13 protein-coding genes are annotated in these 17,576 nt (G+C 73.3%); 4 read left to right on the top strand and 9 right to left on the bottom strand.

What is annotated here, in order from left to right; all coding sequences use genetic code 11:
- Positions 1–17: 17 nt before the first annotated feature.
- Both WMF33_RS35615 and WMF33_RS35610 read right to left on the bottom strand, forming a co-directional pair.
- Complete coding sequence (locus tag WMF33_RS35615) at positions 18–800, bottom strand: SagB/ThcOx family dehydrogenase (protein ID WP_061627645.1); 783 nt, start codon at positions 798–800, stop codon at positions 18–20.
- Positions 801–811: 11 nt separating this feature from the next.
- Positions 812–2,959 (bottom strand): TOMM precursor leader peptide-binding protein, encoded by a 2,148-nt coding sequence (locus WMF33_RS35610; RefSeq protein WP_437332789.1) that lies wholly within the window; start codon positions 2,957–2,959, stop codon positions 812–814.
- Between the two features lie 1,103 nt (positions 2,960–4,062).
- Between WMF33_RS35610 and WMF33_RS35605 the strand changes: the two genes are divergently transcribed.
- Complete coding sequence (locus WMF33_RS35605) at positions 4,063–5,949, top strand: amidohydrolase family protein (RefSeq protein ID WP_437332788.1); 1,887 nt, start codon at positions 4,063–4,065, stop codon at positions 5,947–5,949.
- Positions 5,950–5,992: 43 nt separating this feature from the next.
- Here the strand turns inward: WMF33_RS35605 and WMF33_RS35600 are convergent, their stop codons facing one another.
- A complete protein-coding gene (locus tag WMF33_RS35600) occupies positions 5,993–7,084 on the bottom strand; it encodes a serine/threonine-protein kinase (RefSeq protein ID WP_437332787.1) in 1,092 nt (363 codons plus the stop codon).
- An 897-nt stretch (positions 7,085–7,981) separates the two neighbouring features.
- Between WMF33_RS35600 and WMF33_RS35595 the strand changes: the two genes are divergently transcribed.
- From WMF33_RS35595 to WMF33_RS35585, 3 genes are all read left to right on the top strand, one after another.
- Positions 7,982–9,250 carry a hypothetical protein gene (locus WMF33_RS35595; RefSeq protein ID WP_437332786.1) on the top strand — a complete coding sequence of 423 codons (1,269 nt, stop codon included), beginning with the start codon at positions 7,982–7,984 and terminating at the stop codon, positions 9,248–9,250.
- A 125-nt stretch (positions 9,251–9,375) separates the two neighbouring features.
- Positions 9,376–10,029: an MBL fold metallo-hydrolase gene (locus WMF33_RS35590; RefSeq protein ID WP_061627649.1), complete on the top strand. Its 654-nt coding sequence runs from the start codon at positions 9,376–9,378 to the stop codon at positions 10,027–10,029.
- 249 nt (positions 10,030–10,278) lie between these two features.
- Positions 10,279–11,400: a branched-chain amino acid aminotransferase gene (locus WMF33_RS35585; protein WP_437332785.1), complete on the top strand. Its 1,122-nt coding sequence runs from the start codon at positions 10,279–10,281 to the stop codon at positions 11,398–11,400.
- 152 nt (positions 11,401–11,552) lie between these two features.
- On the opposite strand, the gene WMF33_RS35580 is transcribed toward WMF33_RS35585, so the two are convergent.
- From WMF33_RS35580 to WMF33_RS35555, 6 genes are all read right to left on the bottom strand, one after another.
- Positions 11,553–12,947, bottom strand: a complete 1,395-nt coding sequence (locus WMF33_RS35580; protein WP_437332784.1) for a sigma-54-dependent transcriptional regulator — start codon at positions 12,945–12,947, stop codon at positions 11,553–11,555.
- 196 nt (positions 12,948–13,143) lie between these two features.
- Positions 13,144–13,542, bottom strand: a complete 399-nt coding sequence (locus tag WMF33_RS35575; RefSeq protein WP_437332783.1) for a CBS domain-containing protein — start codon at positions 13,540–13,542, stop codon at positions 13,144–13,146.
- Between the two features lie 252 nt (positions 13,543–13,794).
- A complete protein-coding gene (locus WMF33_RS35570) occupies positions 13,795–14,244 on the bottom strand; it encodes a response regulator (RefSeq protein WP_437332782.1) in 450 nt (149 codons plus the stop codon).
- A 69-nt stretch (positions 14,245–14,313) separates the two neighbouring features.
- Positions 14,314–15,915, bottom strand: a complete 1,602-nt coding sequence (locus tag WMF33_RS35565) for a protoglobin domain-containing protein (RefSeq protein ID WP_437332781.1) — start codon at positions 15,913–15,915, stop codon at positions 14,314–14,316.
- Positions 15,916–15,926: 11 nt separating this feature from the next.
- Positions 15,927–16,460 (bottom strand): adenylyl-sulfate kinase, encoded by a 534-nt coding sequence (locus tag WMF33_RS35560; RefSeq protein WP_437332780.1) that lies wholly within the window; start codon positions 16,458–16,460, stop codon positions 15,927–15,929.
- Entirely contained in the window at positions 16,457–17,575 is a 1,119-nt protein-coding gene (locus WMF33_RS35555) for a phosphotransferase (RefSeq protein WP_437332779.1), read from the bottom strand. Before WMF33_RS35555 ends, WMF33_RS35560 begins: the two co-directional genes overlap by 4 nt.
- Between the last annotated feature and the right edge of the window lies 1 nt (position 17,576).

The raw sequence follows: 17,576 nt of genomic DNA, 5'->3' as shown, positions 1-17,576 counted from the left end.
TCTCCGACGCTCCCTGTTCAGCCGCGCTGGGCCCCTTTCGGCCCCTCGGCCGGCCCGGGCTGACCGACGCAGACGATGTACATGGCGTCCTCTTCGGCCGGGAGCGCGAGGAAGGCCTTGAGCTCGTCGTCGTAGAAGCCGCCGATCGCCACCGGGCCGAGGCCCATGGCCGTCGCGACGAGGTAGAGGTTCTGGCCGAGGTGCCCCGCGTCGAGCCACAGGAAGCGATAGCCGCGCTGGCCGTACTTCCACATGGTGCGGAACGGGACCGCCGTGATGATGACCACGACGTTGGTGCTCCGGACCATGTCCTGATCCAGCGTCAGATCCGTGAGCGCGGCGTGCGCGAGGCCTTCCCGGCGGAGCTCGAGCTCGTGCGCGCGCGCGTCGTAGTGATAAAGGCCGTCCGGGAGGTCCTCCACGGCCTGCGTCGCCACGTAGATCTCGAGCGGATACCGCCCCCCGGCCGACGGCGTCGGCCGATCGCTGCACCAGTCCCCGTCGATCGTTCGCAGCCCGCGGACGCCGTAGCTCGCGTGAAGGAGCCGCCCGAGCGCCGAAAGGGGCATCGGCCGGAGGGCGAAGTCGCGGACCGACCGCCGCCGCTCCAGCACCGCGCCGAGCGGGGCGTCGATCGCGAAATCGCGCCCCGGCAGCGGCGTGCGCGTCGAGCCGGCGTAGGTGCGGAAGCGGAGCGGCTGGAGATCTCCGTGGAACGGCGGCTCGACCGGCCGCGCCCTCACGTGGGAGGACTGGAGGTGATAGAGCCGCGCGACGTCCGCCTCTTTGCTCCTTGCCATGGTGTCCTCGCTCAGGCCATCGGGTGAGGGTCCGGGTTGATCCCGTGGGGGGCCATCGAACGGAGGCGCGGATTGCCGAGCCGCGCGAGCTCGTGGCCGAAATGGATCTGCTGGAAACCGGGCCCGAGGGCCCGGGCGACGCGGAAGGGGGTCGCCGCGAGATCGGGCGAGGTCACGTCCACGATCGCGATCCGCAGGCCCGCGGCCTGGACGCGTCGGGCGAGCTCGGAGAGGGTGACATTCTCGGGTTCCTCGAGCGCGGCGGCGGTCACCGTGCCCCCCTGGCGGAGGAAGGAGAAGGCCGCGGCGCGGCTCGGGGGGACGTAATAGATCGCGTGATCCTCGAGCGTGCGCACGTCCTCCGGCCGCTCGGGGATGGCGAGCTCCTCGCCGGCCATCAGGCGGAAGACGTAACCGACGATCTGACCTTGCTCGAGGACGGCTTTCCTGATCGCGGTGAGGGGGCTCAGGTGGGCTCCGAGCGAGACCGTCGCGCCGGGCCAGCGTTTTCCATCGCCGTACCCCACGCACATGACCACGGGGACCGCGATGCCCACGTCGAGGAGATACAGCTCGATCCGGGCGCCGCGCTCCCCGAGCTGCCGGGCGATCTCGTGCACCTCGGGGTCGACCGAGTCGTCGGGCAGGATGCGCCGCCCTGGCCTGCGGGCGAGCCACGAGATCATGAAGGCGTCGCGCTCGATGAGCTCGAGCGCGGCCCCCATCGACGCCGCCTCGAGCGTCGGGCCGGCGGCGAGCCCGTTCGACGTCACCTGGCAGAAGTAGGCGTCGGGCCCTGCGCAATCGCCGTAGTAGGTCGGGAGCGCTGGCACGTGGACGGGCGCGCGGGTGTCCAGCCAATGCCCGAGGACCCATTCGATCGGCGTGGTCGGGTCGAGCCGCGCGTAGGGGAACCCGGGCCTCGCGTACTGCTTCTCGCCGTAGAGACAGAGCTGCTCCGGAGCGACGAAATCGCCCTGCATCTCGGCGACCGGGGCGCGGAGCAGCCCCTGCTCGTCGAAGAGCCTCGCGGAGTAGCGCTCGACCGCCTCGCCGGTCGCCCTGATCAGGGCCTCGACGGCCGTGGTGCCCTTTCCGGTGCCGACCTCCGGCTCGTCGCAGCAGCGCGCGTGCGCCGCGCCGTCGGTGTAATTGCTGAGGACCGCGCTGGCGATGATCGGCGCCTCGGGGGCGAGCGCCGGGTGCATGGCGCCCAGCGCGAGCCGCTGGACGATGCCGGTCCGTGGATCGACGACGCCGGCGAGCATCCGCCGGAGCTCCGCCGGATCGCGCGCGTCGCGCAGGCGTGCGCGCGAGCCCCTGCGCGCGCTCCCCGCGCCCAGGGCGCCGGCGGCGCCGCCGCAGATCGGGCACCAGGGCATCTGCAGGACGGCGTGGAACGACGCCTCCAGGTCGATCAGGCTCTGGATCACGAGGTGCCCGGCGAGCCGCGACGCGGCGCGGTTCACGAGCAGATCGACGGCCGCGAGCGCGACGGCGTGGCCAAGGAGCGCCGGCGTGGGCGCGAGGTACGTGCGCGCGCGGCGCCCGGTGCGCCCGGCGAGGAGCGTCGCCTGGAGCGCGTGATCCGCCTCGGGCTGATCGCTTGTAGCGAGCCTCCGGAGACGGCAGCAGTTCCAGCACGCCGTCTCGCCCGGAAAGACGGCGGGGCCGATCACCGCCTCGAGCCCCTCGAGGTGCGCGCTGAGCGAGGGGGTCGACGTCGCGTGAGCGAAGCGGGCGACGCCCTGAAGAACGAGGAGATCGTCGCCGGAGACGCACGTGAGGATCAGGTCCCAGCCGGCGTCCTCGAGGACGAGCGGGCGATCCGCGGCCGCGATCAGCGCCCCGGGCGTGACCGCGCAGCCTGGCGCGATCCGCGAGAGCGCGAGGGCGAGCGAACGCGCGCGATCTTTACCGAGATCGGCCTCGGCGAACGGGCCGAGATCGTCCGCGGCGACCTCGCTGTCGTCGAGGACGTGGAGCGCGCCGACGCCCGCGGACGCGAGCTCGGCGGCCGCGACGGCGCCCCAAGGCTCGAGCCCGACCACGAGGACGCGCGATCGCGCGAGCTTCCCGCGCGCCTCCTCCGGCGCGGGCGGGGCGCTCCCCGCGAGCGTGGGCGCGGCGGTCGATGGGCTGGGCAGTTGAATGGCCACGCGAGATCTCCAGGTAAGGGCAGCGCCGCCGCGCCGCGCCTTCGGTAAAGAGGTTCAGTTCTGGCGCTCAAGGAGCGAGTTCCCGACAAGCCAAGGAGAGACGAGCCTCGCGTGCGGCCGGCGCGCCAGCGCGCCCGAACGTGGTGAGCCCAGCAAGACGGGAAGATGTCGTTCTCGATTCCTCACGACCCTCGTCTTCCTCCGGAGAGCCGTCGAACGGCCCCGCCGGCCCTCTGGGCTAGCTACAGCGGCCGCCGCACCTGCCGCCGCACCGACCGCCGCACCTGCCGCCGCACCTGCCGCCACACCGACCGCCGCACCTGCCGCCGCAATAGCCGCCGCAGAAACCGCCGCAGCTGTGGCCGCAGTAGCCGCCGCAGAAGCCGCCGCAGTTGTAGCTGGCCGGATTCGCCAACTCCATTGCTTCCAGCTTGCTCGACAGATCGTCGATGGCGTTGCGGAGCTCCTTTATCGATACATCCAGATCCTTCGGCGCACCATTACCGTTGTTCGAGTCACTCATCGCAGAGCCTCCCACGAGTACGTGAGACAGGCAAAGGCTCTTCGTCAATCCGATGGTTCGTTGTATGGCGACGGATGTCGCCCTGGTAGGCCCGTTTGCCAAGATCGCTTGTGACCTCCAGAGCGCCGGTCACGCTGGACTCCCGCGAAGATCGACGCATGGGAAGAGGATCGCAAGGGACGCAAGGGACGCAAGGGGAAGAGGAGACTATAATTCCATCTCTGTCTCCTTGCGCCTCTTGCGCCCTCGCGGTCCCTCCTCTCGCTGCACGCCGTGCTCTTCCAGCTCGCTCCTCGGCGGATCCGGCGGGCGCCGTGACGTGTTGAACCTGGCTGACTTTCAGCCTGTTCGGTGCTCTGGCGCCCCTCCGCTCGGGCCGGAGAGCCGCCGGGGACGTCGGGGATGAACCGCCTCCGTCGCGTCGCCCCGCGCCCGCCGAAGAACCCTGGATAACGCGGCGCCCTGCGCGCGCGCATCCATCGCGCCATGGGCGCTGTCTCATTAATTGCCTTCCTTCCCCCTGTCCGGTACCGGGCCCGCCTCCTCCCGGGCGCTCGGCGCTCGTTCGCAAAGGGGTGTCATGCATCGTACTTCGCTCGGACTTGCGATAGGTGGTCTATCTCCCTGGTTCCTCGCCGCGGCGACGTGGCTCTCAGGCTGCGGCGCCGCGGAGCGCTCCTCCCCGCAGGGCCTGGCCGAGGCGGGGTGCGCGGGGTGCACCGTGCTGAAGGGAGGTACGGTGTTCGACGGCGCGCGCGCGGCCAGGGCAACGGTGGTGATCGAGGGCGACAGGGTGAAGCAGGTCGTCCTCGACGAGCGCGACGTCGAGATCGTCGGCGGCGAGATCGTCGACGTCGCCGGAAAGACGGTGCTCCCCGGGCTGATCGACCTCCACGTGCACTCGCTCAGCGCCGCAGGGCCCTACGCGTACCACGACGGCGACCTCCACCTCGAGGATCACACGAAGGCGATGCTCCGGTCGGGCGTCACCTCGTACCTCGACCTCGGCTCGCTCCAGCACGTCATCTTCGAGCAGCGCGCGCGCGCCCGCGCCGGCGAGGTCCTCGCGCCGCAGCTCTTCGCCGCCGGACCGCTGCTCACGGCGACCGGCGGGCACCCCTGCGTTCACGGCAGCCCGCCCGGCGACTTCTGCCTCTTCATCGACTCTCCCGCCGACGTCGCCGGGGCCTTCGAGGCGCTGCTCCCGGCCGCCCCCGACGTCATCAAGATCGTCCTCGAGTCCGGGGGAGCGCGGCCGCTCCCGCGCCTCTCGCCCGACTCCGTCGCGGCGATCGCGCAGGCCGCCGGGGCCGCGGGCGTCCGGGTCATCGCGCACGCGACCTCGGCCGCCGACGTCGAGGTCGCGCTCGACGCCGGCGTGACGCGCTTCGCGCACGTCCCGGACCAGGACCGGATCTCGCCCGAGCTCGCGCGCCGGATGGCCGCCGCGGGGGCCGTCGTGGTCCCGACGCTCGCGTTGACCGACGGGCTCTACCGCGCGGCCCACGGGGCGCTCACCGAGCTCGACGACCCCGCCCTCGGCGACGACGTGCCGGCCGACGTGATCGCCGCCCTGCGCGACCCGTCGCTGATCGCGGAGCTCAGGACAGCCCGTTACAAGGAGCTCGTGGCGGCGTGGCGCGCGCGCGGGGTCGAGAACCTCATGACCTGCTACCGCGCCGGGGTCACCATCGCCGCCGGCTCCGACGCCGGCAACCCGGCGGTCTTCCACGGGCTCGCCCTGCGCCGCGAGGTCGCGCTCCTCGTCGAGGCGGGGATGCCGCCGATCGACGCGCTCGCCGCCGCGACGCGCGCGGCCGCGGACGTGCTCGGGCGGCCCGACCTCGGGCGCATCGAGGAGGGGGCGCTCGCGGACGTGCTCGTGGTCGACGGCGATCCGCTCGCCGACGCCCGCGCGCTCGAGCGGGTCTCGCGCGTCTACAAATCGGGCGTCCTCCTCGATCGCGACGCGCTCGCGCTGCCCCGCGGGACGAGCCTCTCGAGGCAGCCGCGGACCGGCGCCGGCCGCGGCGACACGTGCCTCGGCGCGCCGGAGTGCGGCGACGCGCTGTCGTGCAGCGCGGATCAGCGCTGCGCCGCGATCTGCGATCGCCCCTCGGCCTGCGCGCCGGGGAGCGCGTGCATCTTCGACGGCGGCTCGCCCACGGGCGGCTCGTGCGTGGACGGCGACGGCTGCGACCTCTTCGCGCAGGACTGCGAGAACGGCGCCGCGTGCGTGTTCCTGGGCAACGGCGCGACCTCGTGCTGGTACGCGGGCGCGGGCTCGGGCGGGCAGCGGTGCGACGCCCTCTTCGCGTGCGCGCCCGGCAGCCAGTGCGACGAGGCGTCGAGCACGTGCAAGGACCTCTGCGACCCGCGCGGAGCGCGCGCCCGGGCGTGCCCGGGCGGCAAGAAGTGCGTCGACCGCTCGGCGATCGCGGGACTCCCCGTGGGCGTCTGCGACTAGGCCGCTCCGGGCGCGGCGCGCGGCGTCCTCCGCCGCGCCGCGCTCACCGCGACGCGAGCATCCAGGCGATCACGGTCCCCAGCGCGAAGAACAGGAGCCCCGCGCCGGCGAGCACGGCGCGCGAGGTCCGCCGCTCGATGAAGCTCGCCGCGGCCCGGAGGCTGGTCGGGGCGCCGACGGCGAGGCTCGTGTCCGGCGCGCTCATCCTCTGGATGGCGGCGTCGAGCGCCACGAGCACCGCGCGCGCGTGGGGGAAGCGGTGGTCCGGATCCTTGGCGAGCAGGCGCATCACGACCGCCTCGAGCGCGGGCGGGACGACGATGCCGGGGGTGCGCTCGGCGATCGGCGGCGGCAGCGTCGACCGGTGCTGGGCGAACAGCGCCGAGGGCTCCACCGCCGTGAAGGGGTGCTTGCCCGCGAGCATCTCATACAGGATGACGCCGAGCGCGTAGAGATCGGCCCGCCGGTCGACCGAGCGCATGCCGAGCGCCGCCTCGGGCGCCATGTACGCCACCGTGCCGAGCAGCACCCCCGCGTTCGTGAGCGAGCGGCGCGAGCCGTCGTCCGTCGTGAACGAGAACTGCTCGATCGGGACCTTCGCGAGGCCGAAATCGATGAGCTGGACGCGCTCCTCCGGCCCGTCGAGGACCATGATGTTGAGCGGCTTCACGTCCCTGTGCACGATCCCGAAATCGTGCGCGGCGTTCAGGGCGGTCGCGATCTGGCGCGCGATGTTCACCGCGCGCGGCGGGGAGATGGGGCCTTGGTCGATGAGCTTGCGCAGCGTGACGCCGCGGATGAACTCCATCACCATGAACCACGCGCCGTCGTCGAGCTGGTTGATCTCGTAGACCGCCGCGACGTTGGGGTGGAAGATGTGGCGCCCGGCGATCGCCTCGCGCTCGAAGCGTTCGATGAGCTCCGGCAGCTCCTCCGCGTCCGGGTGGAGCACCTTGACGGCCACGTGCTCGCCCGTCGCGAGCTTCGTGGCCCTGAAGACGGCGGCGATGCCGCCCATCGCGACGAGCTCCTCGATGCGGTAGCGGTGGAGGAGCGTGCGCCCGATGAGCGTCATCGCCCGCTCGCGCGCCGCCGAGCTCGCCTGACCGCCCGCGAGGTACACCGAGTCGCTCATGCGGCGGCGCCTCCCGGCCGAGCCCCCCGCGCGCCGGCAGCGCCGCGGCGCAGGGCGCGCGCAGCCGCCGCGCGCCCGCAAGGCGCCTGGCGGCGGAACAGCGGTTCCACCCTGGCTGACATCATAGGCGCTCGCACCGGGCGTCCCGAGGGTAGCGCCCCTCCGGGCGCGGCGCCATCGTCACGGTTCGGCCTGGCGGTGGAACACGCGCTCGCGCGGGCTCATGCGGCGCGGAGGCTGGAGCTCACGGAGCGCGGGTGAGCCGCGCCGCGCGAGGGGCGCTCAGCGCGCTCGGCGCGGGGCCGCCCGTCCATCTCCCTCCGGCCATCTCCGCGGATCTCCGCGCCCTCGCGGCCGTTCGCCCGGGATTCGACCGCTCCTCCGTGATGCCGAGTCGCCCGCTGCGCCGTCTCCTGCGCTCCTGGCGCGGGCTCATCGCGCCTTCGGCCGGACAGCGCCGGACAGCGCCGGACAGCGCGCGAGGAGCCCTCATGGCCTGTGGCCCGCGGCGGCGCGCGCGAGGAGAGACGCTGGTCGCGAGATGCGGAGTCGCGCCCGCGCCCCGCCGACGCGAGACCCCCCGCTCCGCGCGGGGCGGCGGCCGCCCGTCGCCGGCGGAGCGCGACCACCTCTCGGCAGATCCCGCGACTCCGCCGGGCTCCGTTCCGCGCGTCCCGCGTGCGGGCAGGATGAAGAGGAGGAGAGCGCGAGGGCAGGGCCACGGCCGAGCCGGCTCTGGCGCGCGAGCTCGACCACGGCGGTCGCGCCACGAGCAGCCCACATCGGCGCCCGTCGTGCGTGGACGAACGCGGTGTGATCAACACGCCAAGTTCGCAGATGCGTTTTTTCGATGGGCTCGTGTAGCCTCTATTCGTGGAGGTTTCCATGCACAGCACCATGCGTCGCACCGTTCTCCCCGCGCTCTTCTCCGGACTTGCCGTGGCAGCTTGCTCCGCTCCCGAAGCGTCGAGCCTCTTCGCTACCGGCGGCTCCGGGCCGGGGGGCGTGACCTCCGCAGGCGGAGGCGATGGCGGCGCGCCGGGCGACGGGGGCGCCGGCGGCGAGGGCGGCGAGGGAGGCCGTGGCGAGGCGGGCGCGGGCGGAGGCACCGGGGGCACGGGCGCGGGGCCCGTCATCGTCGACGAGCCGCCGGAGTGCGGCGACGTCTACGTCGACTGCGATGGGGACGAGCAGAACAGCTGTGAAATCAACGTGACGAACGACGCGCTCCACTGCGGTACATGCCCCGTCAGGTGCGACGGCATCTGCCGGGACAGCGCCTGCGGCCGGCCGACCCGCCACGTCTCCGGCCAGCAGGATCCGCTCTACATCGCGGTCTCCCGCCGCACCATGTTCTGGACCAACGGCGAGCAGGGCGTCGTCAGGCAGTATGTGATCGGCGACGAAGTCGCGAAGAACCTCGCCACCAACCAGATCCAGCCGGCGGACATCAAGGCCGACGACACCCACGTCTTCTGGGCCAACCAGGGCAATAGCGGCGAGGAGGACGGCCAGGTGATGCGGACGCGCATCGGCGGCGAGGAGGAGCCGGTCGCCATCGCCGCAGGGCAGGCCGCGCCCTTCGGCGTGGCGATCGACGACGTGTTCGTCTACTGGACGAACCGCGAGCGCGGCGGCTCCGTGGTCCGCGCGCGGAAGGACTCGAACGGCAATGGGCCCTTCGTCGTCATCTCGGAGGGCGAGGGGACGACCCACGCGCTCGCGGTCGACGCGACCCACGTCTACTGGACGATCCGCGACGACAGCGGCCGCGTGCTGTCCGCGCCCAAGGACGCCACGAGCAACACCCCGCCCAAGGAGCTGGCGGCCGATCAGGGCGAGGTGCGCGAGATCGCGGTCGACGCGACGCACGTGTACTGGACGACCAGCAGGACCGGCACGGTCATGCGCGTGGCCAAGGCCGGAGGGCGGCCCACCGCGATCGCCACCGGGCTGATGAACCCGAGGGGCATCGCCGCCGACGCGACAGGCGTCTACTGGACCGACCCGACGTCGCCGAACATCATGAGGAGGCTGCCGAACGGCATCATCGGCGCCTTCGTCGCCGGGGAGCCTTCGCCCTACGGCATCGCCCTCGACGCCGAGCGCGTCTACTGGACCAACGGGCTCGGCACGGGCGGCACCCTGATGAGCGCTCCGAAATAGCGACCACAGGCGGCGCGGGGGGCGTCCGCGCCCGCGCCGGCTCGCGCCCGAGGCGCCCCGCGGCCCACCGGGCGTCGACGCGCCGCCGCCCCGGCCTCCGTCGCGCGTGGAGGCGGGGGCGCGGCGTGCTACAAGCTCGCCCCGTGCTGCTCGAGACGTTTGCCGTCGGTCCGCTGGGGTGCAACTGCTCGATCGTCGTCGACCCGGCCAGCAAGGCCGCGGTGGTCATCGATCCGGGGGGCGATTTCGACAAGATCCGCGCGCGCCTCGAGCAGGCCGGGGCGACGGTCGCGGCCATCGTGCACACGCACACCCATATCGATCACGTCGGCGCCACCGCGCCTCTCCAGCGCTGGTCGGGCGCCGCGGCGCGCATCCACGAGGCGGACCGCTTCCTCTACGACATGCTCCCGGTGCAGGCGGCGTTCCTCGGCATCGCGGCGCCGGAGCGCTGCGAGCTCGACGGCGACCTCGACGACGGCGCGGTCGTGAAGGCCGGCGGGCTCGATCTGCACGTGCTCCACACGCCGGGGCACACGCCGGGCAGCGTGTCGTTCCTGGCCCTCTCCGCGACGGGCGCGGTGGCGTTCACGGGGGACACCCTGTTCCGGCGCGGCATCGGCAGGACCGACCTGTGGGGCGGCGACTCGGAGGCGATCTTCCGATCCATCCGGGGCAAGCTGCTCACGCTCGATCCGTCGACCCGCGTGGTGACCGGACACGGCCCCTCGACGACCATCGGCGAGGAACGCGACAGAAACCCTTATCTGCGCGCGTGATCCGCCGTGGGTCGGTCGCGGCGCCGTGGCGCCGCGCGATCGCAGGGGCGCGAAGGTGGAAAACGGGGAGAAAATTCCTGCCGATCTCTCCGCCTTCCCGCCTCGAACGCCCCGCGCGCCGGCGCCGCTTTCCGGCGAGAAAGTGCTTGCATCCCGCCAGGATTCTTCTGAAAAATGCCGCACGACGAGAGCGCGCGCCGCGCCCGCTGGAGCGGGGTCGACCGCCGTCCGTCGCGGAAGTCGAGCACGATGAGCACCGATAGCGCGCCCGCCACGAAGGTCGATCTCGAGATTCTCCCCACGCAGCACCCTCTCGGCGACGCGGATCGCGCGCAGCGCATGCAGAACCCCGGCTTCGGGCGCGTGTTCACGGAGCACATGGTCGTGATCCCGTACGCGGCGGACAGGGGCGGCTGGGTGCGGGGGCAGCTCAAGCCGTACGCGCCGATCACGCTGGATCCCGCGGCGATGGTGCTGCACTACGGTCAGGCGATCTTCGAGGGGTTCAAGGCGTACCGCCAGCCGGACGGGCGCATCAAGACGTTCCGGCCGGAGGCGAACGCGCAGCGCTTCAACAGCTCTGCCCGGCGGCTGGCGATGCCGGAGATGCCGGTCGAGCTGTTCGTGGGCTCCGTCGACGCGCTGATCCGCCAGGATCGCGCGTGGGTGCCCGCCGCGGTGGGCGAGAGCCTGTATCTCCGACCGTTGATGTTCGCGACCGAGGCGGCGCTCGGGGTGAGGTCGTCACGCGAGTACGATTTCCTGGTGATCGCGTCCCCCGCGGGCGCGTATTTCCCCCAGGGCGTGAAGCCGGTGACGGTCTGGATCTCGGAGGATTTCGTCAGGGCGGCGCCGGGCGGCACGGGCGCGGCCAAGTTCGCCGGCAACTACGCCGCGAGCCTGCTCGCGCAGATGAACGCGGCGGCGGAGGGCTGCGCGCAGGTGGTCTGGCTCGATGCGGTCCACCGCCGGTATGTCGAGGAGATGGGGGGAATGAACATCTTCTTCGTCTACGAGGAGGGCGGCCGCACCGTGCTCGTGACGCCCGAGCTGACAGGCACGCTCCTCCCGGGCATCACCCGCGACAGCATCATCCAGCTCGCCCGCGATTTCGGCTATGGCGCGGAGGAGCGCAAGGTCACCTTCGACGAGTGGCGCGCGGCGGTGCGCGAGGGCCGCATGACCGAGGCGTTCGCGTGCGGCACGGCCGCGGTCATCACGCCGATCGGCGCGGTGAAATCCCGCGAGGGGACCTTCGCCATCCACAACAACGAGACGGGGCCGGTGGCGGCGCGCTTCCGCGAGGCGCTGCTCAACATCCAGCACGGCCTCGCCCCGGACCGGTACGGCTGGATGCACGACGTGGTCTGACGAGGAGGCCGCGCGCCGCGCGCGGTCCTCGATCGGCCGCCGCGCGCGCGGTCCTCGATCGGCGCCCCGCGCGCGCGGTCCTCGATCGGCGCCCCGCGCGCGCGGTCCTCGATCGGCCGCCGCGCGCCTCGTGAGCCGCGCGGCGCGCGCGCCTACTCCGCAGCCTGCGATTTCTTCGCTTTCGCCGTCATGCCGTATTCGTGCAGGCGGTACTGGATGGTGCGAATGCTGATGTCGAGGAGCTCGGCCGCGCGCGTCGTCGAGCCGTTCGTCGCCTCGAGCGTCGACAGGATGGCATAGCGCTCGATCTCCGCCATGGTGGCGCCCGGGATGCGCAGGGCGCCCTTGGCGACCGGCGCCGCGTCGATGGGGAGGTGCTCCGCGTCGATGCGCGTCTCGTCGCACAGCACGACGGCCCGCTCGATCGCGTTCTCGAGCTCGCGCACGTTCCCCGGCCACCGGTGCGCGACGAGCTTCGCCCGCGCCGCGTCGGTGAACCCCTCGATCTTGCGGTGGTTCTCCGCCGCGAACCGGCGGAGAAAGTGGTTCGCGAGGAGCAGCACGTCGGTGTCGCGGACGCGCAGCGGGGGCATGTCGATGTGGACGACGTTGAGCCGGTAGTAGAGGTCCTCCCGGAAGCGGCCCTCCTGCACGGCCGCCGCGAGGTCGCGGTTCGTCGCCGCGATGAGGCGCACGTCGACCGACACGGTGTCGTTGCCGCCGACGCGCTCGAACATCCTCTCCTGGAGCACCCGGAGCAGCTTCACCTGCGTCGAGGGCGCGATCTCGCCGACCTCGTCGAGGAAGAGCGTCCCGCCGTGCGCCTGCTCGAACCGCCCGATGCGCCGCTTGTCGGCGCCGGTGAAGGCGCCCCGCTCGTGGCCGAACAGCTCGCTCTCGAGCAGCGACTCCGCGAGCGCCGCGCAATGCAGCGTCACGAAGGGCGCCCTGGCGCGCGGGCCCTTCGCGTGGATGGCGCGCGCGAGCTCCCCCTTGCCGGTGCCGCTCTCGCCGGTGATGAGCACCGTCGCCCGCGCGCCCGCCACCTGCCGGGCCATCCGGTAGACCTTCTGCATCGCCGGGCTCGCCCCGATGAGCCCCTCGACGCCCTCGCCCTCGCGCTCGCGCAGCTGCCGGCGCAGGTTCTCCGCCTCGGCCCGGAGCGCGCTCCGCTCGAGGGCGCGCTCGAGGGAGACGAGGAGCGCGTCGAAGTCGACCGGCTTCGTCAGGTAATCCTCGGCCCCGGCCCGCATCGCCTGCACCGCGGAGCTCACGTCGCCGAACGCGGTGACGACGATCACCGGCAGCGCCGGATCCTGCTCGCGGAGCTTCCCGAGCAGCGTCACCCCGTCCATCCTGGGCATCTTCAGATCGGTGACCACGACGTCCGGCGGCCGCTCCGCCGCGACCTCGAGCGCCGCGGCGCCGTCGGCCGCCGCGTCCACGGCATAGCCCTCCTGTCGCAGGAGCTTCTCCAGCCCCGAGCGCGCGCTCGCCTCGTCGTCCACGACGAGCACCCTCGCGCCCTGTCTCTTCTCAGCGTTCATGTCGTCCCTTCCGAAGGCCGCCAGAGGATACCGCGCCTCTCGGGCGTCGCGATCCTCCTTCTGCCGCGGCGCGCCTCCGCCGACGACGGCGCGCCTCCGCCGACGACGGCGCGCCGGCGAGCGCCGGCTGGAGGCCCGGCGCGAGGGCCGCGCCGTCATCGACCGAGCGCGGCCTCCCGGAAGCGACGAGGCGCCGTCAGCGGCTCTCGGTCGCGTCGACGTTGCCGCGGATGCCCGCGCCGAGGTCGGAGAGCTCCGCGGCGAGCATCACGGTGAGATCGTCGGCCGTGACGATGCCGGTCACCTTGCCGTCGTGGCGGACGATCGGCAGCCGCCGGACGCCGCGCTCGCGCATCAGGCGGAGCGCCGTCTCGATGCTGTCGGACTGCTGGAGCGTCGTGGGGTCGTACGTGACGATCTCGGACACCAGCGTCTTCTCGGGCTCGCGCGCGTCGGCCATCACCCGCATCACGAGATCGCGATCGGTGAGGATGCCAATGGCGCGCGCGCCCTGCGTGACGACGACGCAGCCCACGCGGAAGTCGCGCATCCGGCGCGCGACGTCGAGTGCGGTCTCGGTGAGGTCGGCGCTCACGGCGCCATGCTCGAAGCGGCTGAGGCACATGCCAGGACCCGTTGCACGACGCGCGCCACGGCGGCCGAGCCCGGCGCTCCGCGCCCGGCGTCCCGCGCCCTGGCCCGCGGGCGCGCCGCGGGCCCGGATCCGCGGTGCTCATGGCGGCGGGAGGCCTCGCGGCGAAGGTCGCCGCGCGGCGGGGAGGTCGCAGCGGTTGCACGGGGGCGCAAGCCGTTCGCCGGGCCGGGGCCCGCCGGCGAGGGCCGGGGCTCAGGCCGGGGTGGGGGAGGGGCGCGGCGCAGGGGCGCTCGGCGGCGCGCCGGCGGCGCGAGAGGACACCGCCTCCACGCTGGAGCGGAGCTCGGCGCTCAGGGCGGCGTAGTCCAGCGGCTTCGTGTGCACCACCGCCTCGGGCTCGAGCCCTCGCCCGAGCCGCGCCACGAGCTCGGGGTAGCCGGTGAGCACGAAGAGCGGGAGATCGGGCCGGAGCGACCGCGCGAAGCGCGCGACCGCGAGGCCGTCGGCGTGGGGCATGCGGAAGTCGGTCACCAGGACGTCCGGGGCCGGCGTCCGGGCGAGCCGCGCGAGCGCGAGGGCGCCGTCGGTGGCCAGCTCCACCCGGAAACCGTCGTCTTCGAGCAGGCGCGCGAGCAGGCGCGCGGTGCGGACGTCGTCGTCCACGAGGAGGATCAGCGGCTGTTCGAGGCTGCGTGGTTCCACGTCGGGCGATCTACCAACTTGCGTGCCAGCGCCGGGGGGCGGCCCGCGCGCGCCGCCGCGGCGGGGAGCTCAGCCGGACAGGCGGATCGGCAGCGTCACGCGGAACAGCGTCTTCCCCGGGCGGCTCTGGAACTCGATGGCCCCCTCGTGATCGGTGATGATGCGGTGGGCGATGGCCAGGCCGAGCCCGGTGCCGTTCGGCTTCGTCGAGTAGAACGGGTCGAAGATCGGCGCGCCCGGGGTCGCGATCCCGGGGCCGTCGTCCTCCACCTCGACGACGGCGTGGCGCGGCTGCCGGCGCGCGCGGAGGGTGACGGCGCCGCCGCCGGCCGCGCCCACCGCCTCGAGCGCGTTGCGGAGGAGGTTCAGGAGGACCTGCTCGATCTTCGCGGGATCGAGGTCGAGCACGACGTCGGTCGAGGGCAGATCGACCGTCACCTCGGCGTGCGCGCCGCCGCCGTCCGAAGAGGGGGCGACGCGCGCCGCCCGCTCGCAGAGCGCGACGAGGGACGTCGGCTTCACGACCAGCGGCTTCGGCCGGGCGAAGTCGAGGAACTCGCTCACCAGCTCCGACAGGCGGCGGATCTCGTCGCGGACGACCTGGATCGCCTCCACGGTGTCCGGATCCCTCATGCCGGCGCGCGCGAGCCCCCGCTCGAGGAAGGTCACGTGCAGCTGCGCGCCGTTGAGCGGGTTCCTGATCTCGTGCGCGAGGCCGGCCGCGAGCGTCCCGACCGCGGCGAGCTTCTCGCTCTGGCGCACGCGCGCGGCGAGCGCCTTCTCGTCGGTCGTGTCCTGCCCGATGGCGAACAGCACCACCTCGTCGTCCGCCGAGGAGGGGGCGTACGCGAGCTGCCATCGCACGTCGCGGATCTTGCCGGAGCGCGCGCGCAGGCTGCTCTCCAGCAGATCCGCGCCGGGGCGGCGGCCCGCGGCGACGTCCCTCACGAGCGCGCCGTGATCGGCGCGGAGCTCCTCGGGGAGGAGCGCCTCGACGAACGGCATGCCGAGGATGTCCTCGCGCGCGAACCCGGTGATCCGCTCGGCCTCGCGGTTGAAGAGCCGCACGACCGCCTGCGCGTCGAGGCCGACGACGAGGACGCGGGCGAGCTCGACGGCGCTCTTGTACCGATGCTCGGTGCGCGCGAGCGTGCGGCCGACCTGCTCGCGGTCGAGGCGCTCGGCGCGCTGCGCGCGCGCGAGGAAGTCGTCCCGGTACGTCTCCAGCATGATGGCGAGCTCGAGATCGAGCACCTTGCTCACCGCGGATCGGACCGCGATCGCCTGCGCGAGGGGCGCGCCCTCGGCGATCTCGTCGAACGCGAGCCGGATGAGCGTCATCGCCGTGAACATGTACCGCTGCGGCAGCCCGACCCGGACGTGGATCCGCCCGATCTTCGCGGCCTCGTCGAAGTACGCCGCGTCGTAGGGCCCGGTGCAGATCCGCGTCATCCAGCGGACGAGCGATCGCTTGAGCCGCTCCACCTGATCTTCGCCGGTGAAGACGTCGTGCGCGCCCTCGTGCTCGCGGATGCGGTCGTAGAACTCGCCCGCGATGCGGGGGAAGTGCGGCGCCGCGTGCGCGTGAAACGCGGCCAGCCGGGCAGCGTCCTCCTCGTCGAAGCGAACGTATCGCTTGATCTCGTCGAAGAGCGTCTCGCGCGCGGGCACGGCGCCAGAGCCTACCATGAGCACACGTTCGCGGCGGCGGGCCATGATCTCGCGCGCTCCAGGATCGCCTCGAGCGCCGCCGCGTCCTCGCCGCCGCGCGCGACGATCTCCGGCGAGGGCGGCGCCTCGTACGCGGAGCCCACGCCGGGGAGCGCGCCGATCTCGCCGGCGCCGGCCGCCCGGTAGAGCCCCTTCGGATCGCGCTCGCGGCAGACCTCGGGAGAGACATCCATGTAGACCTCGACGAGCCGCGGCGCGAGCGCGCGGGCGCGGTCGCGGTAGGCGCGGCGGTGCGCGGTCGCGGCCACGACCGCGATCGGCCCCTGCCGCGCGATCAGCGCCGCGAGCCGCGCGAGCGTCTCGTAGAAGGCGTCGCGCTCCCGCGGCGTGTAGCCGGGCCGCGGGACGAGCGCGTCGCGCACGTCGTCGCCGTCGAGCAGGCAGCTCGCCCGGCCCTCGCCGAGCAGCGCGCGGTGCACCCGCGCGGCCAGGGTGGACTTGCCCGACGCGGGGAGCCCCGTGATCCACACGACCCCGCCGCTCACGCGAACAGCCCCTCGGCGTCGGCCGGATCGAAGCGCGGGGCGTCGAGGGCGCGCTCCGCGAGGGTGAGCAGCGCGTCCCTGGCGCGCGGCGTGACCGCGGGGTACCAGCCGGGGTTGGCCAGCACGAGCGCGCGCCACGCGAGGAACGGCGCCGCCGCGTCGAGCACGCCCGCGGCGCCGCTCCAGCCGAGGTAGACCTCCCAGAACCGCCGCCACAGCGCGCCGAGGCCGCCCTGCCATGCGCCGGGCGCGTCCAGCGCGAAGAACACGTAGTTGATGGCGAGGCAGGTGACGTCATCCGCGGGATCGCCCTGCGATCCGCGGCTCGTGTCGAGGAGCGTGAGCCGCGACGCGCCGTCGAACACGATGTTGAAGGGGTGGAAATCGCCGTGCGTGCGCGCGAGCCGGTGGTCCTCTCCGCGGAGCTTCCATCGCCACTCGACGCAGCGCCGCTCGATGGCCTGGAGGCGCGCGGGCGGCGCGCCCGGCGCGTCGTCCGGATAGCCGTCGATGATGCCGAAGACGCCCTCGCCGTGGCCGACGAGATCGCGCACCGCGCGGCGGTAGCTGCCCGGCTGCGCGCCCTGATCGCCGTGGAGCGCGATGAGGTAGCTGGCGAGCGCCTCGCAGCGCGCGAGATCCTCCGGGCGCGCGCGGCGCTCCCGCGCGATCCGCCGCAGATCCGCGGCGTAGACGTCGCCCTCGGCGTAGGTGGTCAGCAGGTAGAACTCGCCCGCGTCGCGCAGGGACAGGGAGCGCCCGTCGCGGGTCAGCGAGCCGACGTCCACGACCTCGACGTGCGCCGGGATCGACCCGAAGGTGTCGAAGGCGAGCAGCATCTCCGCCGCGCGATCCGCCCGCCGGTCGTGCCCGAACGCGTTCGCGGTCGACGTGTGCAGCACCAGCCGCTGCCTCGAGCCATCGCGCCTCACCACGGTGATCCGGCGGGGGACGCCGTAGCCGGCGGCCTTCTCGGTCAGGTCGTGACCGGGGCCGCCGTCCGGTCCCAGGGTGGTGATCTCCTCGACGCGGGCACCCGGCAGGGCCGCCTCGACGAGCTCGCGGAGCTGGCGTGAGGGATCGGGCTCGGCAGGCAATACCATCTTGGCGCTCATG

Source organism: Sorangium sp. So ce394 (genome assembly GCF_051474665.1).
In the GTDB taxonomy this organism is placed as follows: Bacteria; Myxococcota_A; Polyangia; order Polyangiales; family Polyangiaceae; genus Sorangium; species Sorangium cellulosum_D.
This window is presented reverse-complemented; position numbering and strand designations above follow the sequence as displayed.

What these genes read in the sequence shown, in the direction of transcription:
- WMF33_RS35615 (WP_061627645.1), bottom strand. Translation starts at nt 800, where the DNA reads ATGGCAAGGAGCAAAGAGGCGGACGTCGCGCGGCTCTATCACCTCCAG.
- WMF33_RS35605 (WP_437332788.1), top strand. Translation starts at nt 4,063, where the DNA reads ATGCATCGTACTTCGCTCGGACTTGCGATAGGTGGTCTATCTCCCTGG.
- WMF33_RS35600 (WP_437332787.1), bottom strand. Translation starts at nt 7,084, where the DNA reads ATGAGCGACTCGGTGTACCTCGCGGGCGGTCAGGCGAGCTCGGCGGCG.
- WMF33_RS35595 (WP_437332786.1), top strand. Translation starts at nt 7,982, where the DNA reads ATGCGTCGCACCGTTCTCCCCGCGCTCTTCTCCGGACTTGCCGTGGCA.
- WMF33_RS35585 (WP_437332785.1), top strand. Translation starts at nt 10,279, where the DNA reads ATGAGCACCGATAGCGCGCCCGCCACGAAGGTCGATCTCGAGATTCTC.
- WMF33_RS35580 (WP_437332784.1), bottom strand. Translation starts at nt 12,947, where the DNA reads ATGAACGCTGAGAAGAGACAGGGCGCGAGGGTGCTCGTCGTGGACGAC.
- WMF33_RS35555 (WP_437332779.1), bottom strand. Translation starts at nt 17,575, where the DNA reads ATGAGCGCCAAGATGGTATTGCCTGCCGAGCCCGATCCCTCACGCCAG.